The sequence below is a fragment of the Sphingobium sp. HDIP04 genome, assembly GCF_000445085.1.
In the GTDB taxonomy this organism is placed as follows: domain Bacteria; phylum Pseudomonadota; class Alphaproteobacteria; order Sphingomonadales; family Sphingomonadaceae; genus Sphingobium; species Sphingobium indicum.
Genome location: NZ_ATDO01000050.1, coordinates 19,196 through 42,927, shown reverse-complemented (window position 1 = coordinate 42,927; position 23,732 = coordinate 19,196). Strand labels below are relative to the sequence as shown.

The 23,732-nt window shown below is 64.4% G+C and carries 25 protein-coding genes; 21 read left to right on the top strand and 4 right to left on the bottom strand.

The genetic code is table 11. The features are described 5' to 3' along the window. Positions 1 to 49: 49 nt before the first annotated feature. Entirely contained in the window at positions 50 to 529 is a 480-nt protein-coding gene (locus L286_RS28765; RefSeq protein ID WP_020819412.1) for a hypothetical protein, read from the top strand. Between the two features lie 53 nt (positions 530 to 582). Beyond that, positions 583 to 1,089, top strand: a complete 507-nt coding sequence (locus L286_RS28760; protein ID WP_020819413.1) for a thermonuclease family protein — start codon at positions 583 to 585, stop codon at positions 1,087 to 1,089. 35 nt (positions 1,090 to 1,124) lie between these two features. Here the strand turns inward: L286_RS28760 and L286_RS28755 are convergent, their stop codons facing one another. Next, positions 1,125 to 1,619, bottom strand: coding sequence for a hypothetical protein (locus tag L286_RS28755; protein WP_020819414.1), 495 nt, complete (start codon positions 1,617 to 1,619; stop codon positions 1,125 to 1,127). Positions 1,620 to 1,647: 28 nt separating this feature from the next. On the opposite strand from L286_RS28755, the gene L286_RS28750 reads away from it, so the two are divergent. The 3 genes from L286_RS28750 to L286_RS0124255 all read left to right on the top strand — a co-directional run bounded on the left by L286_RS28750 (position 1,648) and on the right by L286_RS0124255 (position 4,994). Continuing rightward, on the top strand, positions 1,648 to 2,682 hold the full coding sequence (locus L286_RS28750) for a deazapurine DNA modification protein DpdA family protein (RefSeq protein WP_020819415.1): 1,035 nt from the start codon (positions 1,648 to 1,650) through the stop codon (positions 2,680 to 2,682). Positions 2,683 to 2,743: 61 nt separating this feature from the next. After that, on the top strand, positions 2,744 to 3,388 hold the full coding sequence (locus L286_RS28745) for a hypothetical protein (protein ID WP_020819416.1): 645 nt from the start codon (positions 2,744 to 2,746) through the stop codon (positions 3,386 to 3,388). A gap of 259 nt (positions 3,389 to 3,647) precedes the next feature. Next, complete coding sequence (locus L286_RS0124255; RefSeq protein ID WP_025160947.1) at positions 3,648 to 4,994, top strand: hypothetical protein; 1,347 nt, start codon at positions 3,648 to 3,650, stop codon at positions 4,992 to 4,994. 233 nt (positions 4,995 to 5,227) lie between these two features. Here the strand turns inward: L286_RS0124255 and L286_RS28740 are convergent, their stop codons facing one another. Then, positions 5,228 to 6,226 carry an IS110 family transposase gene (locus L286_RS28740; protein ID WP_020819418.1) on the bottom strand — a complete coding sequence of 333 codons (999 nt, stop codon included), beginning with the start codon at positions 6,224 to 6,226 and terminating at the stop codon, positions 5,228 to 5,230. A 72-nt stretch (positions 6,227 to 6,298) separates the two neighbouring features. Here L286_RS28740 and L286_RS28735 point away from each other — a divergent pair, with 72 nt between their 5' ends. From L286_RS28735 to L286_RS28670, 16 genes are all read left to right on the top strand, one after another. Continuing rightward, entirely contained in the window at positions 6,299 to 6,538 is a 240-nt protein-coding gene (locus tag L286_RS28735) for a hypothetical protein (RefSeq protein ID WP_020819419.1), read from the top strand. Further along, positions 6,531 to 6,806, top strand: coding sequence for a hypothetical protein (locus tag L286_RS48355; protein WP_025160948.1), 276 nt, complete (start codon positions 6,531 to 6,533; stop codon positions 6,804 to 6,806). The genes L286_RS28735 and L286_RS48355 overlap by 8 nt, the downstream gene beginning before the upstream one ends. 4 nt (positions 6,807 to 6,810) lie before the next feature. Beyond that, positions 6,811 to 6,981 carry a hypothetical protein gene (locus L286_RS48885; RefSeq protein ID WP_020819421.1) on the top strand — a complete coding sequence of 57 codons (171 nt, stop codon included), beginning with the start codon at positions 6,811 to 6,813 and terminating at the stop codon, positions 6,979 to 6,981. 98 nt (positions 6,982 to 7,079) lie between these two features. Continuing rightward, positions 7,080 to 7,346, top strand: coding sequence for a hypothetical protein (locus L286_RS28725; protein WP_025160949.1), 267 nt, complete (start codon positions 7,080 to 7,082; stop codon positions 7,344 to 7,346). A gap of 192 nt (positions 7,347 to 7,538) precedes the next feature. Further along, the gene (locus L286_RS28720) at positions 7,539 to 8,879 is read left to right on the top strand and encodes a ferredoxin reductase family protein (protein WP_020819423.1); all 1,341 of its coding nucleotides are present in this window, start codon (positions 7,539 to 7,541) and stop codon (positions 8,877 to 8,879) included. 81 nt (positions 8,880 to 8,960) lie between these two features. Next, a complete protein-coding gene (locus tag L286_RS28715; RefSeq protein WP_020819424.1) occupies positions 8,961 to 9,356 on the top strand; it encodes a hypothetical protein in 396 nt (131 codons plus the stop codon). A gap of 63 nt (positions 9,357 to 9,419) precedes the next feature. Continuing rightward, positions 9,420 to 11,564, top strand: coding sequence for a TonB-dependent receptor (locus L286_RS28710; RefSeq protein ID WP_020819425.1), 2,145 nt, complete (start codon positions 9,420 to 9,422; stop codon positions 11,562 to 11,564). A 372-nt stretch (positions 11,565 to 11,936) separates the two neighbouring features. Continuing rightward, positions 11,937 to 12,269 (top strand): energy transducer TonB family protein, encoded by a 333-nt coding sequence (locus L286_RS0124250; protein WP_021223103.1) that lies wholly within the window; start codon positions 11,937 to 11,939, stop codon positions 12,267 to 12,269. Between the two features lie 78 nt (positions 12,270 to 12,347). Then, a complete protein-coding gene (locus tag L286_RS28705) occupies positions 12,348 to 13,049 on the top strand; it encodes a VIT1/CCC1 transporter family protein (protein WP_020819427.1) in 702 nt (233 codons plus the stop codon). Between the two features lie 71 nt (positions 13,050 to 13,120). Next, positions 13,121 to 13,855, top strand: a complete 735-nt coding sequence (locus L286_RS28700) for a cytochrome b/b6 domain-containing protein (protein WP_020819428.1) — start codon at positions 13,121 to 13,123, stop codon at positions 13,853 to 13,855. A gap of 85 nt (positions 13,856 to 13,940) precedes the next feature. After that, a complete protein-coding gene (locus tag L286_RS28695) occupies positions 13,941 to 14,618 on the top strand; it encodes a winged helix-turn-helix domain-containing protein (protein ID WP_020819429.1) in 678 nt (225 codons plus the stop codon). Continuing rightward, positions 14,615 to 15,631 carry a sensor histidine kinase gene (locus tag L286_RS28690; RefSeq protein WP_020819430.1) on the top strand — a complete coding sequence of 339 codons (1,017 nt, stop codon included), beginning with the start codon at positions 14,615 to 14,617 and terminating at the stop codon, positions 15,629 to 15,631. Before L286_RS28695 ends, L286_RS28690 begins: the two co-directional genes overlap by 4 nt. A gap of 53 nt (positions 15,632 to 15,684) precedes the next feature. After that, complete coding sequence (locus L286_RS28685; RefSeq protein WP_020819431.1) at positions 15,685 to 16,809, top strand: efflux RND transporter periplasmic adaptor subunit; 1,125 nt, start codon at positions 15,685 to 15,687, stop codon at positions 16,807 to 16,809. 9 nt (positions 16,810 to 16,818) lie between these two features. Continuing rightward, positions 16,819 to 19,890, top strand: coding sequence for an efflux RND transporter permease subunit (locus L286_RS28680; RefSeq protein WP_020819432.1), 3,072 nt, complete (start codon positions 16,819 to 16,821; stop codon positions 19,888 to 19,890). Beyond that, positions 19,883 to 20,182 carry a DUF3240 family protein gene (locus L286_RS28675; protein WP_020819433.1) on the top strand — a complete coding sequence of 100 codons (300 nt, stop codon included), beginning with the start codon at positions 19,883 to 19,885 and terminating at the stop codon, positions 20,180 to 20,182. The genes L286_RS28680 and L286_RS28675 overlap by 8 nt, the downstream gene beginning before the upstream one ends. Beyond that, complete coding sequence (locus L286_RS28670) at positions 20,179 to 21,426, top strand: TolC family protein (RefSeq protein WP_020819434.1); 1,248 nt, start codon at positions 20,179 to 20,181, stop codon at positions 21,424 to 21,426. Before L286_RS28675 ends, L286_RS28670 begins: the two co-directional genes overlap by 4 nt. A gap of 7 nt (positions 21,427 to 21,433) precedes the next feature. Here the strand turns inward: L286_RS28670 and L286_RS28665 are convergent, their stop codons facing one another. Together L286_RS28665 and L286_RS28660 are read right to left on the bottom strand one after the other, a co-directional pair. Continuing rightward, positions 21,434 to 22,294, bottom strand: a complete 861-nt coding sequence (locus L286_RS28665; RefSeq protein ID WP_020819435.1) for a class I SAM-dependent methyltransferase — start codon at positions 22,292 to 22,294, stop codon at positions 21,434 to 21,436. After that, positions 22,291 to 23,715, bottom strand: coding sequence for an efflux transporter outer membrane subunit (locus L286_RS28660; protein WP_237229880.1), 1,425 nt, complete (start codon positions 23,713 to 23,715; stop codon positions 22,291 to 22,293). The genes L286_RS28665 and L286_RS28660 overlap by 4 nt, the downstream gene beginning before the upstream one ends. Positions 23,716 to 23,732 lie beyond the last annotated feature (17 nt).

The window sequence follows — 23,732 nt, the reverse complement described above, 5'->3', positions numbered from 1 at the left end:
GCCCATGATCCCGCCGCTCGCGACCCATGGCAAGAGGGAAGGGGGATGAATGACGGTGTTCTCCAAGCTGGAAGGATCCGCCATGGACACTAACTTTTACATTACCGCGCGGTCTTCGAAATTCCCCCTCGACTACGCACACAGCAGGGAGGACGCAGCCGCGCTGCTCGCGCGTCACCGCGATCGCCATCCCGACGCTGTTGTCGAGTCCACCAACGCCTATTTCGAACGCACGCGCGCCGAAACATTGGCGTCATTTCCTCTCAGCCGGATCACGCAGCGTTTCTACGACGCTATGCTGGGCGTTCTCCCGCCACAATATATCAAGGGCGTTGCGGGCTTCTTTCTCTCCGAAGCGGCGACCCAGAACATCCACGCCCAGTTCATCGTGCATGGCGGCTGCACCTACGGTGGTTACGCGGACCTGGCGCGCGAATCCCGCAAGATCTGGACCATTGCCGACGTCCTTGAACTCGAAAGCCGGGCCGGCGCGCGCACCTTGACGTTCGACTGGTTTCCTGGGGACTGAACTTCGTGTTCGACGCAATGGAAAAGATCAGCGCCCTTTGTCATAGACATCGAATGTATCGTTTTCTGTGTTTCCTATTCCTTGTCTCCGCATGCGACGTCCGGGGTGCTCCCGTCAATGAGCCGGGGTTTACCGCATCCGCTCGCGCGCTCGATGGCGACACGATTGCAGCCGATTTCCGTCTCCTTGGTGTCGATGCGTTCGAGCGCCGTCAGCTCTGTGAACGGGCGCGGTCGTGCTGGGAATGTGGCAAGGCGGCTCAGGATCATGCCGCGCGGATTCTGGGCGAAGCCGACGCCCAAATCCGGCTCACCAACCGCTCGAGCTATGGTCGGCCGGTGGCGACTGTGACCGTGAAAGGCCGCGATCTCGGAGAGACGCTGATCCGCGCGGGTCTCGCCATTCCCCAACCCCAATTCCTGAAAACCGATCCGGCGCGTGCGAAGCAATATACCGAAGCCTTTGCCGCCGCGCAGCGAAACAAGGCTGGCGCGTTCGCTGGCCAGTGGATCGAGCCGGCTCGGTGGCGGCGCGGCGACCGCCTCGCTTGTGAGCGGTGATCTCCAAGGCTGGAGCGGCGTACCGCGCGGTCCCGTCAGGCAGTGAGGCCGGGATCGGCCCACCAGGAACGGCCTTGCCTGAAGTTCTCGGTTGAGGCGACGACAGGGCCATCCGGTTCGTCAGCTACATAAGGCGAGACCAGCGGACGTGCCCTGATTTTCCGGCGGTGGATGCTGCCCGCGACGCGGCCGCGCGCTTCGAGCAGCTCTTCGAGCCACATCAGATCGTCGAGCATCTCGACGATGCCGCGGCCAGCGAGGCAGAAATAGATGCAGCGCTGGAAATCGTCGCCTGCCGGATTGCTCAGGATGGACGCGAGCTTGCGCTTGCCGCCCGTCTCACCCTCATGGACCCAGGACATCGCCTCGCGCAGTTCGCGCACCGAATAATAGGCATCCTCGACATGCATACCGATCGCCGCATTGGCCAGCATGCGGCGGGTGGGGCGGTTTTGATCGTCAAGCGCGGCATCGCGCAGCGTCACATCGAGATCGAACGGTTCAAAATAGCGGGCGGCCTGCTCGGTCATTAAAAATCTCCCTTGAATGGAACATAACATGAACAATTATCCGGTCAAGTCACGCTCGATCGCTGTCATGGTGGGACTGCCGCACCTTGCTGATGGGGTGCTCCTGCGGCGCGCCCGACAGCTTCAGCAGCCCGTCCTGATTTCCGCCAATGCCCTGTCGCGCTGGTCGACGAAGCGAGGTTGGCGCGAATGGGCCGGCTGGACGACGCGGCCACTCATGAATGCGCATGGTCTTCGCAGCCTCAGCCTCGACAGCGCGGGGTTCAGCGCAATGGTCACCTATGGGCGCTATCCCTGGACGGTCGATGATTATGTCGGCCTGGCCGCAGCCTATCCATTCCGCTGGTGGGCAAGCCTCGACTATTGCGTCGAGCAGGAAGTGGCCAGCGATCGCAACGAGGTGCTCGACCGCATGTCCCGTACCATCCGGGCCAACATCGAATGCCGGCTGCGCGCTGAAAATGCCGGGATCGATGCGACCTTCATGCCGGTCATTCAGGGACGTCATCCCGGTGATTATGAACGCTGTGCAGTGGCGCTCGCGCATATGATCGAGCGCGCCGGGCTTGTCGGTGTCGGCAGCATGTGCCGGCGCCCTGTCCATGGCGCGGATGGACTGATCGCCGTCGTTGATCGTCTCGACCAGGTGCTGCCAAGGCAGACCCGTCTGCATCTCTTCGGCGTCAAGGGCGCCGCCATCCCCTATCTCACCGCCTTCGCCCATCGTATCGCCTCGATCGACAGCCAGGCCTATGGGGTCAGCGCGCGCATCGCCGCGCGACGTTGTGGTCAAGCCAAGACCGACCGCTTGGTGGCGGACCATATGACGCAGTGGTTGCTCAGACAGCATGCTCGCCTTGATCGGCCTTCGCGACAGTTGCCGGTGCAACCTGAGGTGCCGCCACCTCCCGAACCGGCAGACCCCTGGGAGCGGGTGATCGCACAGGCGCGCCGCGAGATACGCGATCTCATCGAAACCGGCGATCTCGACCATGACGAGATGACGGCCCTGTGGACCGAGCAATGGGCAGCGGACATCTACGGCGCAGCATCAGCGGACTGAAGGTGAGGAGAGGGGGAACGGAGGTGTGAGCGGCCGAACCGCTCGAGACCCGGAGACTCTCATGAATTATGATCTCGCCTTCCGCTACAGTCAGGCTCTCGATCCCAGCGCGCTGATCACGATCGGCACGGCGCTGCATGCGATCCACGCCGCCATCACCGATTGCCGCAACGCCGGCATCGATCTCGAACGTGATCCGGCGGTTATTCTGCTTGCGCGCCATCTGGGGACGGTGTGCGAAACGCGTGCACCGGACGCGGATCTGCGGCGCGACTGCATCGCGCGGATCGCCGAGCTGCGGAACCGGCCGGTTCTGAAGACGCTCGCCTATCGCGGCGTTGCCCATGACGAGCCCGCCAAGCGCCTGTTTCATTCGGAGGGGCGCGCCGCCATGCGCCGCCTGGCCGACGCCCTCGCGCTCGACGAGGGCAGTTTCGATATCCGGTCCAACAAGGGTGGTCCCGCCGTGTCAGGCGAAGTGACGCTGCACGGCGAGGATGTCTGGGTGCAACTCTCGCTCGGCCTCTCCGGTCCCGATCGGGAAGTGTGCTTTCGCAAGGTGCAGGGCCGCGACGATCATCTTGGAGACCGTAATTGTTGGGCGTCAATCCGCGAACTTGTCGACCCGGGCCGCTTCGCCGCACGAATCCGGCGGGAGCTTCGCTTGTCCACATCGCAGCCCGTTGTTCCCCGTCTCGTCGCCTGAACGAAGGCGATCATGCGCATTCTTTTCGTCCGCGTCAGGATCGGCGTCCAGGAGTCGGGCTATTCCTATCGCCTCTATATACCTTTCACGGAAAGTTCGTTCGAACGGCAAGCGTTGATCTCGGTGCATTCCGATTTCGGGCGCGGGCTTGCGCGCGCGTATGCCAGTTGTGGGTGTGATCGAGAAACTGTCGGAGCGGTACGCTGTCCCCTCCGACCATCGCCGCCACGTCTCCTGGGATTCGCATCGAAGGAGACCGATGATGTCAGAGCCGTTTGACCCCGCTGACACCGACGCATGGATTGCCCATGGTCGAAGCCCGGTACAAGCAGCGGCGCTCGCTGATGCCTGGCGCCGCTTCCCGGACCTTGCGAACGATTCCCCACTCGATCAGCGCATGGCACGTATGCGCGAGCGTGTCACGGCACTGCGGCCGGTGATGGAAGCGATGGCGCACATGGTCGAGGCGGAACGACAGGCCCGCAATTTCGCCTTCACCGCAAGACGAGTCGCCGAGGGACGGGGGGATGATCGCGATCGTGCCATTCTGCGCGCGCGCGATCTCCATGGCCATGACTGGGATCGATCGGTCCGCTATGCCGATGGCTGGTATGCCGCGCATGCGGGCTGGGATCCCGAATGCCGCAAGCCTGGCCCACTCGATGCGGGCGCCGAAGCCTATGATCACGGCTTTTGCGATGGTGGCGGCAACCGCGATGACCTCTTCGACACCGCGCGCCGCGCCTTGATGGTGGATCGCACACCAACGTCTTCGGCCATTTTGCCCGCGCGGCCTCGTCCCAGCGAATGGCTCAAGCCGACTGACGTGCCGCGGCCGGCACGCTGGCATCGTCGCCTCCTCCTGATCGGTGCGCCCGAAGCCGGACTGGTCGCCGCGCCGGCAAAAACGGCCCTGCTTCGTCCGGCTCTCGATTCCTGCTCGGGCTGCGGGGAGGCGACCATCGTCGTCATTTCCGGAGCCGGTTTTCACCCTCTCGATAGAGCCGATACGGCGCTGCCCCTCGGTGGTCCCGAAGCACTGGAGGTACTCGCGTCCGATCGCGCACTCCAGGCCTGCTTGCGGGCGCTGCTCGGTGATCGCGACTTTGATGACATCCTTGTCGCTGCCCAAGGGTATTATCTGGCTTTGCTCGATGCACATGCTGCAGCGCTTCCGCTTTGCCGGACAATGGAACGAACGCGGAACACCGCGCTCCAGCAACGGACGCACTTTCGTATCTGGCTCGACCGTGGGTTTCTCGCGGGCCAGACGGTCGGGGCAGGCCACATTCGTTGGGGCAAGGCCGTCAATGGCCTGACGGGCCGGCTCGGAGAATTTACGGCCCGTTATGCCGGCAAGCTTCCCCCGCGCGGCCACCGCATCGTCATCGAAACCGCCGACGGTAAGCCTGCCGCGGGCTTCGTCACGGCGCGAGGCGAGCCATTGGCATGGGAAACCGTCATCGCAAATCGCGCCCGTCTGCGCAGCACGATGGCAGCGCGCCTGCGGGCATTCGGCGGTGCAACGCGGCTGGCATGGCCAAGGCCAGCAAACACGTCAATCCAGGGAAGGAACGATTCTATGGACGCCTCCCGCGCAAGGTAGTTTCTCGATGTTGCTCCGGCATTGGATGCGTGAATCTATCCGGCCTGTTGATTGAGGTGTTTTCGCCCCTGGCCATGATGGGAATCCGCGCGGTTCAGTGCCTTTTAAGATGAGCGGCCTCGAGGGCCATCGTTCCTTACAGGCTGTGAAGCGGCGGTCCGTGCCGTTACACCATCAAGTCTTCACCTCGCATTTGTAACCTCTGATCAGATTGCGGCCCGCTGCCCGAACGGTCACGCCATTTTGTAACTTTCGCCGCTTCGCAACATCGCCCAGGCCATGCGAGCAGTCTTGTTTGCCATGGCGACGAGTGTCTTGTTGTGGCCTGCCCTTGATTGCAGTTCCTGCGCCCATTTTGAACGCCGGTCGTCATGCTTGGCGATCCGCAGCAACGCAGACCGTGCACCATGTATCAGCTGGCGCCTCAGGTAATGATTGGCTCTGTTCCCGATACCACCGAGCCTTGGCTTTCCGCCGGTCGTGTATTGTCGCGGAACCAGTCCAATCCAGGCAGAAAGGGCTCGGCCGGATGCGAAGTGTCGGCCATCGTCAATTGCGGCGATGAGGGAGGTTGCGACAATCGGTCCTACCCCCGGCAGCGTAGTCAGACGTTTGCAACGATCGTCTCTCCGGCAGATATCAACCAGCATGTCATCCAGAGTGGATACTCTGGCATCCAAGTCGCGATACTCCTCGACGAGCTTCAGGAACAGGTCCTTCGCCAAGTGCGATAGTTCGGCAATTTCGATCATCTTGTCGACCTGCAGCCGGAACCGGGACGCACCTGCCGGCATGACGACGCCATACTCGGCCAAAAGACCACGAGTGTGATTGATCAACGCGGTGCGCTGCACGATCAGTCTGTCACGCGTTCGGTGCAGAGCTTGCAGATCCTGCTGTTCGACGCTCTTCAGCGGCACGAACCGCATGGTTGGCCTGTTGGCAGCTTCGAAAATGGCTTCGGCATCAACCGCATCATTCTTCGATCCCTTCACGAATGGCTTGACGAAACGCGGATGGATCAGGCGAACGGCATAACTCAGCGCCTCGAAGACGCGGCCCCAGTGGTGTGAACTGGCGCAGGCTTCCATCGCGACCGACTGCGGTTGCAATCTGGTCACCGCATCGACCAGCTTTGCCCTGCTAACCTTCCGCGAGATTACCTCACCTTCGCAAGTGATCCCGTAGATGTGAAAAGACTGCTTGCCCAAATCGATCGCTAGCATTTGCATGTGATGAACTCCTCTTCCCGGTCGCTGTGGCAACATGCTCGGCCCGCTTGCGGGAGGCGTCCATCCCATAAGATGAAAATCCGAAAGGTGACTATTGGCGTCACGCTGTTGATGCATGACAGCGATGAGGATCGCCTCTCGACCATGAGCCTCGCCCGTATCGGCGAGGAAATGGACTTCGGTGACATGGTTGGCGCCTTCGCCATCACATCCGCCGACGATGTCCCACCCCATGCCCTGCAGGCTGAACTCACCGCGCTCGGCAACGACGGCACCTTCTTTGACGACAGGATGGAGCACGCAGATGACTGACGGATCGTCCATGACGAAAGCATGCACAGTCGCCGCAGTGCTGTGCGAGTTGCTCGAGACCCACATGCAGGCATGCGACGTGGGAGGGCGGCCGTCAGGGGATCACCACCATCATATCGTCTCGGCTGTGCATGGAACCCGTGCTGACGTGGAAATCCTCTCCAGCTGTGAAAATGAAGACGGTGTCGAGATCGGGTTGACGCTCAATGATGGCGCCACCTTCCGGATACAGGTTGAGAGCCTGTCCGCATCTCCTGGTCAGGAATAGCCCCATGACCGAGGACGAATTCGATCAACTCGTTGATGATGCGACGCATGCAGTCAACAATCTAATCCCGGATCTCTATCTCGACGGCATGGGCGACACTGCCCATAGCGGTGTGCTTTACGCGATCAATGATGCCCTCAGCACTATATTGCGGGACGTCATCGAACCCCGCTGATGACTTCGGCCTCGATCGGGGCTGACGATGTCGGCCGTGCGCCAAGGCATCTGGGCCTGTCACCCGCGATCATTCCAATGCCTCAAAGGGAGATCAGCATGTCTGCGCCAACCCATTTCGTTCACGTCTATGCCACCGTGCGCGTCAAACTGGGCGTGACCGCACATGACCAGTTTGCAGCAATGAAGGAGGCAGATCGCCTTCTCTTTGCCAACGGTTTCGGTGTTCGTCTGATTCCGAGTGCTACAGGAGTGCTTGAAGCGGACTACGCCGAAGAAGTGTCCGGCTATCTTGTCGACGAAGCGGGCGACCACGAATACGACCGGAGCCGGACCTATGCTGCCGATGGTGCACCCATTTCGTGAAATATGTCACGCTGCGAGGCCTGACACTATCGAATTTGGGTAATGCTCGTCAGGCTTTCGTCAGACTTGTCGGCGATGTTCGCATGCGCCGAGCAAGGGGTTCTGCCTTCTTGTCCGAAATCAATCCCACAGCTGGGCCGATCGCTACAGGGCGAAGGGAACAATTGACGCAAGGGCCGGACAAGGATCGAAATGCGCAACCTGCGACTGACATTCTGGGGCCTGGCCGCCTTGGTCACCATGTTGTGGCTTCTTGCGGACCTGTCCATATTCCGGTCGTCCGGCTTTTTCGCGATCCGCAGCGCGGCGGTGCAGTATAGCGGCGCGCTGGCGATCGCCTGCATGAGCGTCGCGATGATGCTCGCCATCCGCCCCCGCTGGCCCGAACATGGGCTGGGCGGACTGGACAAGATGTATCGTCTCCACAAATGGCTCGGCATCGCGGCACTGGTCACGGCCATCGCGCACTGGCTGTGGGCGAAGGGTCCGAAATGGGCCGTGGGGTGGGGCTGGCTCGAACGACCGTCGCGTGGCCCGCAACCGCCCGCAAGCAATCCTGTCGAGGCCCTGTTCGCCAGTCTCCGCCACACGGCGGAGGGTCTGGGCGAGTGGGCCTTTTATGCCGTGGTTGCGCTGATCGCCGTCGCGCTCATCCAGCGCATTCCCTACCGCTTCTTCTATCGAACGCATCGGCTTCTGGCGCTGGCCTATCTCGTGCTGGTCTTTCATGCCGTGATCCTGACGACGTTCAGCTACTGGCTGTCTCCGTACGGCCTCACGCTGGCGGCGCTGCTTGCTTGCGGCACCGGGGCGGCGATCCTCATTCTGTCGCGCCGCGCAGGCCGGGACCGGCAGGTGCCGGGCAGGATTGCCGCCATCCACCATTATCCGGGCGTGCGGGCGCTCGAGACCATCGTCGACATGGGGGAGGGGTGGCCCGGCCACCGACCCGGCCAGTTCGCCTTTGCCGTGTCGGACCCGGCCGAAGGGCCGCATCCCTATACCATCGCGTCCGCCTGGCGCGAGGATGAGCGGCGGATCACCTTCATCACCAAGGGACTGGGGGATCATACGCGGCGCCTGCCCGAAAAACTCCATGTCGGCCAGGAGATCAGGATCGAGGGGCCTTATGGATGCTTCACATTCGACGATGATAGCGCCCGTCAGATCTGGATCGGTGGCGGGATCGGTATCACGCCGTTCATCGCCCGCATGAAGTATCTGGCCCAGAGTCCCGAAGGCGCGCGCGCGGAGATTGATCTCTTCCACTGCACGGCCGAAGTCGACGAGGAGGCTCTGGGCAAGCTGCAAGCGGATGCGGCGGCTGCCCATATTCGCCTGCATGTTCTGGTCGATGCACGCGATGGCCGCCTCGATGGCGAGCGAATACGCGCCGCCGTGCCGGAATGGCGGGAGGCGAGCCTCTGGTTTTGCGGCCCCCTTGGATTTGGTGAAACGCTGCGCCGGGACTTTGCCGCGCTGGGCTTTCCGGTAGCGAAACGTTTCCATCAGGAGCTGTTCGCGATGCGCTAAGTCAAGGCGATGTATGCGAAAAAATCCGACTTGTCACCTCGACATCAGCAGGACCGATTTCTAAAGACCGCTCCCGTGACCATGATCCGCTCCTTCCTTGCCCGGCATCGCTGGCTGGCCATCTGGCTGGCCGGGGCCGCGCTCATGCTGAAGGTGCTGGTGCCGGCCGGGTTCATGCCGACCGTCTCTTCGGGTACGATATTGGTCCAGCTCTGCTCGGGCCAGGGTCCGCAAACGGTCATGATGGAGCTTCCGGGCAGGTCCGGCGATCATGATCCCGCGGATCACAAGCAGGCCGACATGCCTTGCGCTTTCTCGGGTCTGTCGTCGCCGGCGCTCGCCGCCGCCGACCCGATCCTGCTGGCGCTCGCCATTGCCTTCATCCTGGCGATGGGCTTTCTTGGCCTATCTTTCGCCCTGCCCGGTGCCTCGCCATTTCTGCGGCCTCCGCCAATAGGACCGCCAACAGCCGCCTGATCCCTTTCGCCGTTCGTTTTCAACGGCGCGCGGACCGCCGCGCGCCCGGATCAGGATCCATCCATGTCTGTCATTTCCAAAGCCGCGAGCGCGGCTGCAATATTCTATGGCCTGTCGGCCGCGAGTGCCTTTGCGCAGGATACACAGGTTCTTCCGTCCATCGGGATCGATTCCGAGGATCGCCCTGCCGGTCCCGTGTCGTCCGAGATCCTTTTGCGTGACAAGGTCGCACCCCTGCAATCGGGAACAAGCGATACGGCGGCGCTGATCGGCCGCCTGCCGGGGGGCAGCAGCTTCGGCGCCGGTGGCTTTTCCAGCCTGCCGGTGATCCGGGGCCTCGAAAGCCAGCGGCTGACCATATTGGTCGACGGCGTGCCGATCGACATCGCCTGCACGAATGCGATGAACCCGCCTTTGTCCTACACCGATCCGCAGACGATCGACGCGATCAGCGTCATCACGGGCGTGACGCCGGTCAGCATGGGCGGTGACAGCATCGGCGGCGCGATTTCGGTGGAAACCCTGACACCGCGCTTCGCCAAGGCGGGCAAACGATTGCTGACGGGCGAACTGTCCACCTTCTACCGCAGTAACGGCGACGGCTTCGGCGGCGCACTTTCGATCACGGCGGCAAGCGACCGGCTCAGCCTCAGCTATGCCGGTTCCTTCACCCAGTCCGACAATTACAAGGGCGGCGGCCGTGACGGCACCGTCCGTTCGACTGAATACAAGAAGACGGACCATGCGCTGAGCCTGGCCGCGCAGACCGATATCGGGCTGTTCGAACTGAAGGGCGGCTACCATTTCTCGCCGTACGAGGGCTTTCCCAACCAGTATATGGACATGACATCCAACAAGAGTTGGTATCTGAACGGTCACTGGAAGGGCGCCTTCGACTGGGGCGATCTGGACCTGCGCGCCTTCTATCGCGACACCGATCATCGGATGAACTTCCTGGCGGACAAGGGCGGCACCGCGACCGGCGGCATGCCCATGAACACCGAGGTTCATAGCGCCGGCTATACGCTCAAGGGCGACATTATGCTGTCCAATCGCGACACGCTGCGTCTCGGGAGCGAATTCCACCACCAATGGCTCAATGATTACTGGCCGGCGGTCGCGGGCCACATGATGATGGGGCCCAACACCTATATCAATGTGAACGGCGCGAAGCGCGACCGGCTTGGCACCTTTGCCGAATGGGAGGCGAAGTGGACGCCGCAGCTCACCACGCTGGTCGGCGTGCGCAACGATCAGGTCTGGATGAACACCGGCGAGGTCCAGCCCTATTCCACCTCGATGATGAATATGGCCGACGCGATGGCGGCCACCGCGTTCAACGCCGCGGATCGCAAACGGCATGACAGCAACTGGAGCGCCACGGCCCTTGTCCGCTATGCGCCGAGCGATCAGGCGACGCTCGAATTGGGCTATGCGCGCAAGAGCCGTTCACCGGGCGTCTATGAGCGCTACAGCTGGGGACGCGGTTCGATGTCGAGCCGGATGATCGGCTGGTTCGGTGATGGCAACGGCTATGTCGGCGATCCCACCCTGAAGCCCGAAAGGGCTGATACGATAAGTGCCGCGGTCAGTCTGAAAGGCGCCGGCGCCAATGGCTGGACGCTCAGGATCGCACCCTATTACACGCGCGTCCATGATTATATCGATGTCGTGAAGCTGGCCGATTTCACCAATATGATGGGCACGCCGACGGGGTTCGTGCAGCTTCGGTTCGCCAACCGCGAAGCCGAGCTATATGGCGTCGATGTCTCGGGTTCGCTTGCGCTGTGGCAGTCGTCATCGGCCGGCACGGCGAAACTGACCGCAACGGCAAGCTGGTTGCGCGGGCGCAATCTGGACGACGGCGGGTCGCTCTACCATCAGATGCCGTTCAACGCGACGTTTGCGCTGGAGCATCGGCTCGGGGGCTGGGAGAGCGCGGTCGAACTGACGGTCGTGGCGGACAAGAACCGGGTCGACGCCACGCGCAACGAACCCCGAACGGACGACTATGCGCTCGTCAATCTTCGGACCGGCTATGCCTGGGGCAATTACCGGCTGGGCCTGGATGTCCAGAACCTGTTCGACAAGGGCTATGATCTGCCGCTGGGCGGCATGTCGCTCGGCGATTACAAGGCGACCGGCGACTTGCGGCCGGTGCCTGGTCGTGGCCGCTCCTTCAACATCGGCCTGACTGCGAAATTCTGAGGCATGGCCGCCAGTCCAGCATACCGGCTGGCCCAGGCGAGCGATACGAGGGCTTTCGGGTTCCTCGTGTCGCTTGCCCTGCATGCGGGTGTTCTTGCGGCCTATGGCCTGTGGAGCCACAGTCCGCGTCTAATCCCCGAAAGGCGGGAGGAACCCCGCACGGTCACGATCATGACGCTGCCTTCGCTCGAAACCGAACAGCCGTCTGCCCGCCGGCCGAAAGCCGCCCCCAGACCGGCAAATCAGCTGACGCCCCCCAGTACAACGCCAGCGACACGCGCGCGGCAAGGGCCGCAGGCGTCGCCCGACCGGCCTGCCTCCGATCAGGCTGCCTTGACGCTACCTGTCGCACCGTCGCCCTTGCCTGCCCGCATGAACGTCGACATGCCGCATCCCCAACCTGCTTCGCCGCAGGCTGCGTCATCAACGCTCAGCACTGCGCGTGCGGCCTATCTTCGGCGGTTGTGGGAATGGATTGCCGCCAGACGCCCGGCGGGCCTTCATCTTGAGGGTGAGGCGCTGATTAATTTTTCCATCGGTGCTGACGGCGCCTTGCGCGAGATCTCGCTCGCGCAATCCAGCGGCAATGCGCAGCTTGACCGGCTCGCCCTTCGCACGGTTCGCCTGGCGGCGCCCTTTCCGCGCCCGCCTGAAAGTCTCGGCGTGGGAACGCTCGATTGCGTCCTGCCTTTCCATTTCAATTAGCGCCGGAAATCACATTGCGTCAGGAGCTGGTCAGCAAATGCGGTCATGGTCTTGTGCCGACCCTTGGCTGGAGGACCCATGACCCGCTTGCACGCTCACCCCGAACGACATGCGGTATCACGTATCGGCTGGCTCCGCGCGGCGGTCCTTGGCGCCAATGACGGTATCGTTTCCACAGGAAGCCTCATTGTCGGCGTCGCCGCTTCGGGAACGGACCGATCAGGCATCCTCGTTGCCGGCATCGCGGCGCTTGTCGCCGGCGCCATGTCGATGGCCGCCGGCGAATATGTCTCGGTCAGCTCGCAGGCCGATACCGAGAAGGCGGACCTCGCCCGCGAAACGGCGGAACTGACAACGCAGCCCGGGCTCGAGCGGCAGGAACTGGCGGACATCTATATGGCGCGCGGCCTGGACCCCGATCTTGCGCTCAAGGTTGCCGACCAGCTCATGGCGGACGATGCGCTTGGGGCGCATGCCCGCGATGAGCTGGGAATTTCCGACATATCCACGGCGCGGCCGTTGCAGGCGGCATTCACATCCGCCGCGACGTTCAGCGCCGGGGCGATCATGCCGCTGGCGGTGGTTGCCGCCGCGCCGGGACAGCAATTGATACCGCTCGTCGTCGCCGTTTCGCTTCTGTGCCTCGTGCTGCTCGGGGCGCTTGGCGCGAAGGCGGGCGGGGCCCCTGTCATGCGGTCGATCGTCCGCGTCACGTTCTGGGGCGCCCTGGCGATGGCGTTGACGGCAGGCGTGGGCAGCCTGTTCGGAGCGGCTGTCTGACGTGATCGCTGCCCCGCGTTCGTCAGCGCGCCGTCAGCAATCTCTCTTATGGCCAAAGGCCAAGGAGACAAATGATGCTCATGGCAAAAACGAGCTACAGTGATAGTTTCAGGGTTTGGGATGCCCCGCTCAGGCTTTTCCACTGGCTGCTGGTCGCGGCGATCACGATTGCCTTTTTGTCCTCGGAAGGAGACAGCGGAATCGCGGACTGGCACATGGCGGCAGGCTGGACCGCCGCTGTCCTGCTTGTCTTTCGTCTTGTCTGGGGGTTTATCGGCGGCGAGCATGCGCGTTTTGCCAATTTCGTGCGACCGTCACGCCTTCTGTCCCACGTCCGGGAACTTGTGACGGGTCATCCACAACGCACGATCGGGCACAATCCGCTGGGGGCGCTCGCTGTTCTGGCCATGCTCATTGCAACCGGCGCGGTGCTGTGGACCGGCATCCAGGTCGACGCGGGGCAGGCCGACGAGGATCTTCATGAGGCGATTGCCTATGGCCTGCTGGCGCTCATCGGCGTTCATGTCGCAGCGGTGGTCCTGATGTCCGTCTTCACCCGCGAAAATCTCGCGCGCGCCATGGTTACTGGCCGCAAGAGCGTCGCTCTGCACCCTGGCGCCCACGATGCCCGTCGGCCGGCCGTCGTCGCGGTGCTGCTGGCCGTCCTGGTGATCGGGATGACGGTGTTTGGCATCCTGCGCTACGATTCCGCGGCGTTCAGTGCGCAGTCGCACGGCGAGGCAAAGCAAGGGCATGAAATCGAAGGTGGAACAGCCGTTCAAGGCGAGGATAATGACCGGGATTGAGACGGCCTCTTTCGATCCCCGCGCGGGACTGGTCAGATTGCAGGGCGGGAATTGAGGCGGGATCGTGCTAGGAAAGCCGGCATAGATGCGCGTTCTTGTCATAGAGGATAATGACCGGCTGGCGAAGCTGGTTGCGGACGGCCTTCAGCGCCGGGGCTTTTCGTGCGACATCGCCACGACCCTGTCCGATGCGGACAGCGCACTGGGTGGCGCGGTCTATGACGCGATCATACTCGATCTCGGCCTGCCGGACGGCGATGGCGTCGCCTGGCTGGCGAACCGTCGCCAGTATCGGCAAATGCCGCCCGCGATCATCCAGACCGCGCGCGGCGCGCTGGAGGACCGGGTCACGGGGCTTGACGCCGGCGCCGACGATTATGTCGTCAAGCCTGTCGAGATCGATGAACTGGCCGCGCGCATTCGCGCGTTGCTCCGCCGCCCCGGCCCGCGCGCGCAACCTGTGCTGGAAGCGGGCTGCCTGCGGTTCGACACGGCGGCGCGCACGGCGCACTGCGGGGACTACGCCATCGATCTGTCCCGCAGGGAGGCCGACCTCCTGGAATTGCTGCTACGGCGGGCGGGAACCGTCGTCCGCCGCGAGACGATCGAGGATGCGCTCTACAATTTCAACGAGCCGGTGACGCCCAATGCCGTGGAAGCGGCGGTCTCCCGCTTGCGCCGGAAGCTGGACGAGGCTGGTGCCACTGGCGCGCTCCACACCATCCGCGGCGTCGGCTATATGCTGAAGGATGTCGCGGCGTGACCTATCGGCGCTCCGTGTCGCGCAAACTTGCGCGAGGGCTTGCTCTCGTCGGCCTTGTCGGCACCATCTTGTTGCTTGCAGCGGTCGTCTTTTTCTACAGCCTGACATTCGACGATCTGACGGCGCAGGACGCGCTGATCAAGGCCGTGCGCGAGATGCTGGAGCATGTCGCGCTTCCACTGGTCGTGCTGATGGTGCCCGTCGCCTTCGTCGTGCGGCGCGTGATCCGACAGGCTTTTGGCTCCCTTGAGGAAGCCGCAACCGCGATCGAGGCCGCGCGTGGGCACGAACGCGGCTTTCGCATAGACACGTCCCATCTGCCGGCCGAAGCCCTGCCGTTCACGGATGCCGTCAATGATCTGCTCGGCCGGCTTGACGACGCCGCCATGCGCCAGGAAGCCTTTGCCGCCGATGTCGCGCATGAACTGCGCACGCCGCTCGCGGTGCTGTCGCTCGAATTTGACCGGCTCGACCATGACGACTCCGCGCGCCTGAAGCATGACGTCGCCGCGATGCGTCGCCTGATCGACCAGCTCATGCTGCTGGCCCAAATTGACGCCGCATCCGCCGCGCAATTCCCGCTGGAATCCGTGTCCCTTGTCGAGATCGCCCGCGATGTCGTCAGCCTTCTGGCGCCAGGCATCATCGCGGAAGGGAAAGCCATCACGCTCGATGCAGGTAGCGGGCATCCCGTGGCGCGGGGCCGGCGCGAAGCGATCGCCGCCGCCTTGCGGAACCTCATCGAGAATGCTGTCCGGGTGACGCCAACCGGGAGCACGGTGACCATAAGGGTTGGCCCAGATCCGGTGATCGCGGTGGGTGACGGCGGAGAGGGCCTGTCGACCGATCGGCTTCGCGAACTTGTGCGGCGGCATAGCCGGGCGGACCATGCCAGCACCAACGGCGCCGGGCTTGGTCTGGCGATCGTTGACCGGATCATGGCGGCGCACGGTGGAGAGCTGACCACCGATCCTGTCGCGCGGGAATTGTCATTGCACTTCCCCGGCGCCTGATCGCATTTTGGCCTCGTCAGGGTCTCGTCAGTTTCGCGCACTAGGCGAAGCCCATGTCGAAGCGGAACTATCTCCTTGCCGGCGTTGCCGTCATTGTGCTGGTGCTTGGTGTCTGGTGGTTTGCCGGATCCGGCACGGCCCCTGAGCCCAGCCTCCAACCCGCTGAAGCCGGGAAAGCGGCGCCGGGCATATTGCCGGTTGATCGCAAACAGGCCGCGCAGCTCGGTATCCGCCTTGTGCCCGCCATCGCCGCGATTGAAGCGCCCATCGCCGTCATTCCGGCGGTGATCCAGCCGCCCGCCAACGCGCGCGTGGCGGTGGCCGCAACGTTTCCCGGCGTGGTCATGCGGACGCTGGTGGTCGAAGGTGATACGGTCCGGCAGGGCCAGCCGCTTGCGATCATTTCCAGCCGCGATGTGTTGACCATGGGGGCCGACCTCACCCGCGCCAATGCGCGGGCGGGCGTGGCGCGGTCGAACGCGGCCCGGCTCTCGCAGCTTGCCCGCGAAGGCATCATCGCTGGCGCGCGCGCCGATGAAGCCAATGCGCTGGCGGCCGAAGCGGGCGCGGATGTCGCCGAAAAGGCGCGCATCCTCAAAATGGTCAATGGCGTGGGCGCGAGCGGCACTTATACGCTGACCGCGCCGATCGCGGGGCGCGTCACGACCGCCAGCGTCCAGACGGGCAATCCGGTGGACGGAACCACCGCGCCTTACGTGATCGACGCCGCCAACCGCTATGAGGTTGTCGGCCAGTTGCCCGAACGGCTCGTCGGCACGGCCCGCCCGGGCATGACCGTATTGATCGAGCCCGACATCGCCGGCCGGGTCACGGCCGTGGGGTCGACGATAGACCCTGCCACCCGCTCGGTCGTTCTCAAGGCCGAGATTCCTGCCGGGCCGGGCATCATCGCCGGCCGCGCGACCAGCATGTCGCTGTCCGGCCCAGCCCCGGCCGGTGCCGTCAGCGTGCCTTCTGGTGCGATCGCCATGATCGGGGACAAGACTATCGTCTTCGTCGCCACTGGCGGCGGATATGCGATCCGCGACGTAACGCTGGGTGGATCTGGGGGCGGTTCCGTCGAGGGACAAACCGTGCTGCTTTCAGGCGTCAGGCCGGGCGAGCAGGTGGTCATTTCCGGCACGAGCGCACTCAAGGCGCTCGCCTTGTCGCGATAGGTCCGGGCCATGTTGCGTTCGCTAGTCGCCGCCTCGCTGTCCTGGCGTCTGCTCGTTCTCGCGCTCGCCCTCGCGGTTGCAGGGCTTGGCGCCTGGGCCTTCGTGACGCTGCCGGTCGATGCCTATCCGAACATCGCCCAGACGCAGGTGAAAGTCATCCTGAAGGCGCCGGGCATGACCCCCGAGGAGGTGGAGAGCCGCGTCATCACGCCGATCGAGATGGAAATGCTCGGTATTCCCGATCAGGCCATCCTGCGATCCACCGCCAAATATGCCATTGCCGACATCACCATAGATTTTGTCGACGGCACCGACATCTATTGGGCGCGTCAGCAGGTTGCCGAACGCCTGTCGAGCGTGTTGCCCGATCTGCCCGCGTCGGTCAGCGGCGGCCTTGCCCCGATTTCCACACCGCTTTCGGACATTTACATGTTCACAATCGAGGGACCGCTCTCGCTTCAGCAAAAGCGTGAACTGCTCGACTGGACCATCCGCCCCGCGCTTCGCACCGTGCCGGGCGTCGCCGATGTGAACGCGCTGGGCGGCTTTGTGCGAACCTTCGAAGTCCGCCCCGATCCCGTTGCGCTTGCGGCGGCAGGCCTCTCGATCGCGGACATCCAGACGGCGATTGAAAGCGGCAACCGTAACGATGGCGCGGGACGGCTGAAAAGCGGCGAGGAATCGCTGATCGTGCGCGCGGTCGGCGCAATCCGGTCGGTCGAGGATCTACAGCAACTGGTGGTTCAAAGCCGCAACGACCGCATCGTTCGGCTGGGCGATCTGGCGACGGTCGGAACCGGCAGCCTGACGCGCTATGGCGCGGTCAGCAAAAACGGTCAGGCCGAAGCGGTTCAGGGGCTGGTGATCGCCCTGCGCGGCGCCGATGCGCGGCAGGTGGTGGATGGTGTCCGCACCCGCCTTGCGGAAATCGAAAGCACATTGCCCACAGGCACCCATGTCGATGTTTTTTACGACCGCTCCGACCTGATCGCGCGCGCCGTCGGCACGGTCGAGAAAGCCTTGCTCGAAGCGGCCGTCCTTGTCGTCGTGCTGCTCATCCTGTTCCTTGGCGACTGGCGTGCGGCGGCGATTGTCGCCGCCACTCTGCCGCTGGCGGCGCTCATCACCTTCCTCTTCATGCAGGGCATGGGCCTTTCGGCCAATCTCATGAGCCTTGGCGGTCTTGCCATCGCCATCGGCCTGCTGGTCGACGGGTCGATCGTGGTGGTGGAAAATATCGTCGAACGGCTCGGCCGGGCACACGAGGAGGGAACCCCGCGCCTCAACCTCGTCTATCAGGCGGCAAGTGAAGTCATCGTGCCGGTCTCGGCCGGTATCGCCATCATCGCACTGGTGTTCCTGCCGCTGCTGTCGCTGCAGGGCCTTGAAGGCAAATTGTTCGCGCCGGTTGCGCTCACCATCGTCTTTGCGCTGGCCGGCTCGCTCCTGCTCGCGCTCACGCTCGTTCCGGTGCTTGCATCCTTCGGCCTGAAAAGCGGCCATCATGGTGAGCCGTGGCTGATGCGCCAGCTTGGTCCCCGCTACCGGGGTCTCCTCGATGGCGCCTTCGCGCGCAAGCGGCTGGTTTATGGACTATCGGCGGCAGGGCTGGTCATCGCCGGCATCGCCTATGGCGCGGTCGGCAAGACCTTCATGCCGACGATGGATGAAGGCTCTATCATCGTCCAGCTCACCAAGCTGCCCTCCATCGATCTTGACCAGTCGGTTCAGGGCGACATGGCCGCGCAGCGCGCATTGATGCGCGTGCCGGAAGTGCAGGACGTGATCGCGCGCGTCGGATCGGACGAAATCGGACTTGATCCGATGAGCCCCAATGAGACCGACAGCTTCGTCCGCCTGAAGCCGCGCTCCGAATGGCGCGGCGACAAGGATCTCATCGTCGAGGATATGCGCAAGGCGATGGCAGGCCTGCCCGGCATCGAGCCGAGTTTCACCCAGCCGATCGAGATGCGGGTTTCCGAAATGCTGACCGGTGCGCGCGGCGATCTTGCCGTCAAGATTTTCGGGCCGGATCTGGCGACGCTGGGCGATCTCGCGGGTCAGGTGCAGGAGATTCTGTCAAACGTCGATGGCGCATCCGAAGTGCTGACCGTCGCCAATGACAGCGTAGACTATCTCCAGCTCGACATCGACCGCGCCGCCGCCGGGCGCTTCGGCATGCCGGTCGACCAGATACAGGATGCGTTGCGCGCGCAGATCGAAGGCGTCCATGTCGGCGTCGTCGCCGATGGCCAGAAGCGCGTGCCGATCGTCATTCGCGGCGATGAGACGCTGCGCGCCGATCCCGCCCGCTTTACCGATCTGCAATTGCACACGCCCGCCGGAATTGTCGCCCGGGTCAGCGACATGGCGCGGATCGAGCGGACAGAGGGGCCGGTCAAGCTTGACCATGAGAACGGGTCGCGCTTCGCGCTGGTGCAGGCGTTCGTCTCCGGGCGCGATCTGGTCGGCTATGTCGATGAAGCGAAGGCCGAGGTCGGCGCGAAGGTCAAACTGCCCGCCGGCTACAGCATCGTCTGGGGCGGGCAGTTCGAAAACCAGCAGCGCGCCTCGGCCCGGCTGGCGGTCGTGATCCCGATCGCGCTGCTCCTGATCTTCTTCGTTCTGCTGGCGACGCTGCGCTCGATGCGCGCCTCGGTGCTCATCCTTGTCAACATCCCCTTCGCCATGGTCGGCGGGATCGTCTCGCTCTGGGCTTCGGGAGAATATCTGTCGGTTCCCGCCTCGGTGGGCTTTATCGCCCTGCTCGGCATCGCGGTGCTCAACGGACTGGTCATGGTCACCTATTTCCGCCAGCTCCGCGCCGATGGGCGGAGCATGACCGAGACGGTGCGCCTCGGCGCCGAACGGCGCCGGCGTCCCGTCCTGATGACCGCCAGCATCACGGCCTTCGGCCTTGTGCCGCTGCTGTTCGCGACCGGCCCGGGATCGGAGATCCAGCGCCCCCTCGCCATCGTCGTGATCGGCGGCCTCATCACCTCCACCCTGCTGACGCTCATTCTGCTGCCGATCCTGTTCGAGCGTTTCGGCGAAAGCGCGGGAGAAACCGACAATGGCTGACATCCTGCTGACCTTCCATTGCGCCTCGCATGACGCCGATAGCGTGACTGACGCACTCCGCGCCGCCTGCGACGCGCCGATCCATATCGCCGAGCAGGCGGTGCGCGGCTGGGACTTCGGCGACGCCAGCACGGCGGAACGGGTGTCGGGCCTTCTGCGCCGCAACGCGCTGGAACTGATTGTCGATGAGGACGCTCTGGGGACACTGGTTGACGCGGTCACCCAATCGAAGCGGTCGCTGCCAGTGCGCTGGCACGTAGTCCCGGTGTCAGCCCGGGGGAGGATCGCATGAGATCGCCGATCATCCTCGGGGCGCTTGTCGCATTGCTCACACCCGCTGGGGCGCTTGCCCAGCGCGCCGATTTGCCGCCGAGCGAAAAGGTTGCCGAAGCGCTGGACAATCATCCGGCCGTGGCGGCCGCGCGGGCACGGGTGGACGCCGCCCGTGCCGACCGCGACATGCTGGCGAAGGGGACCCATGAGATTGCCGTTACCGGCAGCTATGTTCGCCGCAGCGTGGACAGGGAAGGCGGCTATGACGAGTTCGACGCCACGATCGCCCGACCGTTCCGCCTGCCGGGCAAGGCGGCGCTCGATCGCGAGGCGGGCGCCCTGGGCATAGAGGTCGCGGAAAACCGGATGGAGGATGCCCGGCATCAGACGGCTTTGCTGCTCTCCGGCTATTGGAACGACTGGCTGGTCGCCGGCGCGCTGTATCGCAACGACCTCGATACGGTGCGCTGGCTGGAAAAGGAGCTGTCCGCGCTGCGCCGGCGCGTGGCGCTGCGCGATGCGGCGGCGCTCGATGTTGATCAGGCCATGGCGGCAATGGCTCAGGCCCAGGCCCAGGCCGCGAACTCGCTCGCGGCGCGCGAACAGGCGCGTGTGGCGCTTGCCGCGAATTTTCCAGAAATACCGCTGCCCATCGAGCCGCCGGAAACGTCCGTCGCGATGGTTCCGGCCCAGAGACTTGCGGCGATGCGGGATCTGGTGATCGAACGCAGCCATGAAATCCGCGCCGCCGAGCGCGAGGCGCAGCGGCTGGCGGTCGTTGCGCAGCGTGTTCGCGCGGACCGGATTGCCGATCCGTCCTTCGGCGTCCGGCTGTTCAGTGAGCGGAGCGGCATGGAGCAGGGCGCGGGGGTGGTCATGTCGATGCCGCTGGGCGGCGGTCACAGACGCGCGGCGGCGGACCGGGCTTCCGCGGAAGGCAATGCCGCGCAGCTTGAGCATATGTCCGTCCAGCGGACCGTGAGGGCCATCGCGGATGCCGATCTGTCCAGCGCCACATTGCGGCTGGAGGCGTGGAAAAACACGGATCTGTCAGCGCAAAGCGCCGCTAGTGCGCTGGCCCGAACCGAACGTGGCTACCAGCTCGGCCAGATCGACCTTGCCGACCTGCTCTATGCCCGCCGTCAGGCGGGTGAAGCGCGCCGGTCCGAGATCATGGCGCGATCGGAAGCGGCCCGCGCCCTGCTCAAGCTGGAAATCGATTCGCATAGCCTGTGGGTGGTTCACGATGAGGATGGCGGTTGACGCCAGGTCACGCGCGGGCGCTCACCAGCCAGGCTTTCGCGCCCATGCGAACACCTTCATTATCGCAATTGCGCTCGAACAGTTCGACCAGGCTGCGGTGAACGGCTGCGCGTGTGTCGTCCCCGCTCGCCCGGACGAGATCGCCGACCTGCATGCCGTCGAGCACGAAGCGGGTGGCGCTCTCGGGATCGCTGCCGGGTCCGCCGACGCGCTGCTCGCCCGTCCAGGCGTCGAACGATATGTCACAGAAGCCGGCGCTTTGCAGAAGATCGGTGACATAATCCTGCTCGCCCAGCGCGAAGGGGCCGGGCTCGCGCGGCTGCGGCGTGGGCAGGTCGATATGCCGGCGGATCGCGGCCATGACATTGCGCTGCCACGGATTGTCGGCGATCGGCGCCCACACCGCGATGTCGAGCCGTCCACCGGCACGCAGCATCCGGCGCAGATTGGCGAATGCGGCATAGGGTTCGGGAAAGAACATCGTGCCGAAGCGGGAATGCAGCCGGTCGAAGGGGGCTTCTTCGGGCATGGCCGTCGCGGCGTCGCCTTGTTCGAAGCGGATGTTGGCAAGACCGGCGCGCTGCGCCCGATCCGTTGCCGCCGCCACCAGTTCGGGCGATATGTCGAGGCCGAGCGCCAATCCCGTGTTGCCCGTCCTTTCGGCGATCCGCCTCGTCGTCCAGCCGCCGCCGCAGCCGATATCGACCACCTTCTCCCCGGCAACATAGGCTGCTCGCGCGAGCAGCGCTGCGCCGATCGGTTCGATCATGCTCTCGAAACGGTCGAGCTGGGCGAGCCAGCGTGTGCCCGCTTCCCCCGCCCAGTCGTGCGCGGCCGGTTCCTTGCTGTTCCCGTCAGCGTCATTCATTGCCCTTCTCCCACTGTGGCACCAATTGAAACGTGTTTGGAAGTCGGCGCATCGGGCAAGTCCCAGCCCCCACCGATCGCCTTGTACAACGCCACCAGTTGCACCGCCGTTGTGGCATGCGCGCGGGCACAGGCGGTTTCAGCTTCGTGCAGGAGGCGCTCGGCCGCAAGCAGTTCAATCCCCGCGATATCGCCGGCGGCAAAACGGGCCTCGGCGTGGCCGACACTTCGACGCGCAGCGTCCAGCGCCGTTTGACGCCGCGCGAGCGCATCGCGTCCGGCGTCATAGTCGCTCAAGGCGCGCTCCGCGTCGCCCAATGCGGCCAGGACGGCCTGTTCATAGCCCAGCGCGGCCTGCCGCTGAACGGCCTCCCGCGCGCGTATCTCCGCGCGCACGCGGCCGCCGTCGAACAAGCGCCAGGAAATGAGCGGCAGGATGGAGTAGCGGGTGCTGGAGGTGTCGAACCAGTCGCCCGTGCTAAGCGCCTGAAATCCGCCGCCCGCTGCGATAGAGAGCTTGGGAAACAGTTCGGTGGTCGCCACGCCGATATCGGCGGTGCTGGCGGCGAGGCGCCGTTCGGCAGCCAGAACATCGGGGCGACGCCGCAATATATCGGCCCGTTCCCCCACGGGCAGCGCCGGCAGTATGAGAGACGATGCAGTTGCATCGAGCAGCTTGAGTTCACGTTCCGGCGGTGAGCCGAGCAGGACACCAAGGCCGAGCACTGCCGCACGCTGCCGCGCCTCTATGCCCGGCAGCAGGGCGTTGGCGGCGGCCCAGCGTTCATGGGTTGCGTCCACGTCGGCACCGGCAACATCGCCGAGCGCCGCGCGACCGCGCATGAGTTCCAGCGTCTGGTGCAGCGTCGCCACCGTCGCCCGCTGCGCGCGTAATTCTTCTCTGGCGCCGGTCGCCTCGAACCATGCGCGTGCGACTTCGGCCGCGATCCGCATACGCACGCCCTGCGCCTCCGCTTCACTTGCCTGCAAGCGGGCGTTCGCGCCTTCCAGCGCCCGCCGGTTCGCGCCGAACAGGTCGAGTTCCCAGGCCGCGTCGAAGCCGGCATCGTAGATCGTCTGAGACGCATCGAGGCCGGGAATGGACCCAACGGGCAGCGGGCCGTTCTCGCTTTGCCGACGCTGGTTCACACTGGCGCCAGCAGAAACCGTGGGCAGTTGCCGGCCAGCGGCGCGGTCTCGCAGCGCGCGCGCCTCGTCGATCCGTGCGGTGGCTTGACGGATATCGAGATTTTGCGCCAGTGCGGTATCGACCAGCCTCTCCAGTTCGGGATCGCCCAGGGCCCTCCACCAGCGGTCCAGGTCCGTTGGCGCCGACGCTTCCCCAACCGGCCGGCTCCAGCCACTACCCGTGTCAACGGCAGGTGGCGCCCGGTAGTTGGGGCCGACCATACAGGCCGTCAACGAACTGCAGCCAGCTA

Bases quoted from the DNA above. Each gene is read 5' to 3' on its own strand.
- L286_RS28765 (WP_020819412.1), top strand. From the start codon at position 50: ATGACGGTGTTCTCCAAGCTGGAAGGATCCGCCATGGACACTAACTTT.
- L286_RS28760 (WP_020819413.1), top strand. From the start codon at position 583: ATGTATCGTTTTCTGTGTTTCCTATTCCTTGTCTCCGCATGCGACGTC.
- L286_RS28755 (WP_020819414.1), bottom strand. From the start codon at position 1,619: ATGACCGAGCAGGCCGCCCGCTATTTTGAACCGTTCGATCTCGATGTG.
- L286_RS28750 (WP_020819415.1), top strand. From the start codon at position 1,648: ATGAACAATTATCCGGTCAAGTCACGCTCGATCGCTGTCATGGTGGGA.
- L286_RS28745 (WP_020819416.1), top strand. From the start codon at position 2,744: ATGAATTATGATCTCGCCTTCCGCTACAGTCAGGCTCTCGATCCCAGC.
- L286_RS0124255 (WP_025160947.1), top strand. From the start codon at position 3,648: ATGATGTCAGAGCCGTTTGACCCCGCTGACACCGACGCATGGATTGCC.
- L286_RS28740 (WP_020819418.1), bottom strand. From the start codon at position 6,226: ATGCAAATGCTAGCGATCGATTTGGGCAAGCAGTCTTTTCACATCTAC.
- L286_RS28735 (WP_020819419.1), top strand. From the start codon at position 6,299: ATGAAAATCCGAAAGGTGACTATTGGCGTCACGCTGTTGATGCATGAC.
- L286_RS48355 (WP_025160948.1), top strand. From the start codon at position 6,531: ATGACTGACGGATCGTCCATGACGAAAGCATGCACAGTCGCCGCAGTG.
- L286_RS48885 (WP_020819421.1), top strand. From the start codon at position 6,811: ATGACCGAGGACGAATTCGATCAACTCGTTGATGATGCGACGCATGCA.
- L286_RS28725 (WP_025160949.1), top strand. From the start codon at position 7,080: ATGTCTGCGCCAACCCATTTCGTTCACGTCTATGCCACCGTGCGCGTC.
- L286_RS28720 (WP_020819423.1), top strand. From the start codon at position 7,539: ATGCGCAACCTGCGACTGACATTCTGGGGCCTGGCCGCCTTGGTCACC.
- L286_RS28715 (WP_020819424.1), top strand. From the start codon at position 8,961: ATGATCCGCTCCTTCCTTGCCCGGCATCGCTGGCTGGCCATCTGGCTG.
- L286_RS28710 (WP_020819425.1), top strand. From the start codon at position 9,420: ATGTCTGTCATTTCCAAAGCCGCGAGCGCGGCTGCAATATTCTATGGC.
- L286_RS0124250 (WP_021223103.1), top strand. From the start codon at position 11,937: ATGAACGTCGACATGCCGCATCCCCAACCTGCTTCGCCGCAGGCTGCG.
- L286_RS28705 (WP_020819427.1), top strand. From the start codon at position 12,348: ATGACCCGCTTGCACGCTCACCCCGAACGACATGCGGTATCACGTATC.
- L286_RS28700 (WP_020819428.1), top strand. From the start codon at position 13,121: ATGATGCTCATGGCAAAAACGAGCTACAGTGATAGTTTCAGGGTTTGG.
- L286_RS28695 (WP_020819429.1), top strand. From the start codon at position 13,941: ATGCGCGTTCTTGTCATAGAGGATAATGACCGGCTGGCGAAGCTGGTT.
- L286_RS28685 (WP_020819431.1), top strand. From the start codon at position 15,685: ATGTCGAAGCGGAACTATCTCCTTGCCGGCGTTGCCGTCATTGTGCTG.
- L286_RS28680 (WP_020819432.1), top strand. From the start codon at position 16,819: ATGTTGCGTTCGCTAGTCGCCGCCTCGCTGTCCTGGCGTCTGCTCGTT.
- L286_RS28675 (WP_020819433.1), top strand. From the start codon at position 19,883: ATGGCTGACATCCTGCTGACCTTCCATTGCGCCTCGCATGACGCCGAT.
- L286_RS28670 (WP_020819434.1), top strand. From the start codon at position 20,179: ATGAGATCGCCGATCATCCTCGGGGCGCTTGTCGCATTGCTCACACCC.
- L286_RS28665 (WP_020819435.1), bottom strand. From the start codon at position 22,294: ATGAATGACGCTGACGGGAACAGCAAGGAACCGGCCGCGCACGACTGG.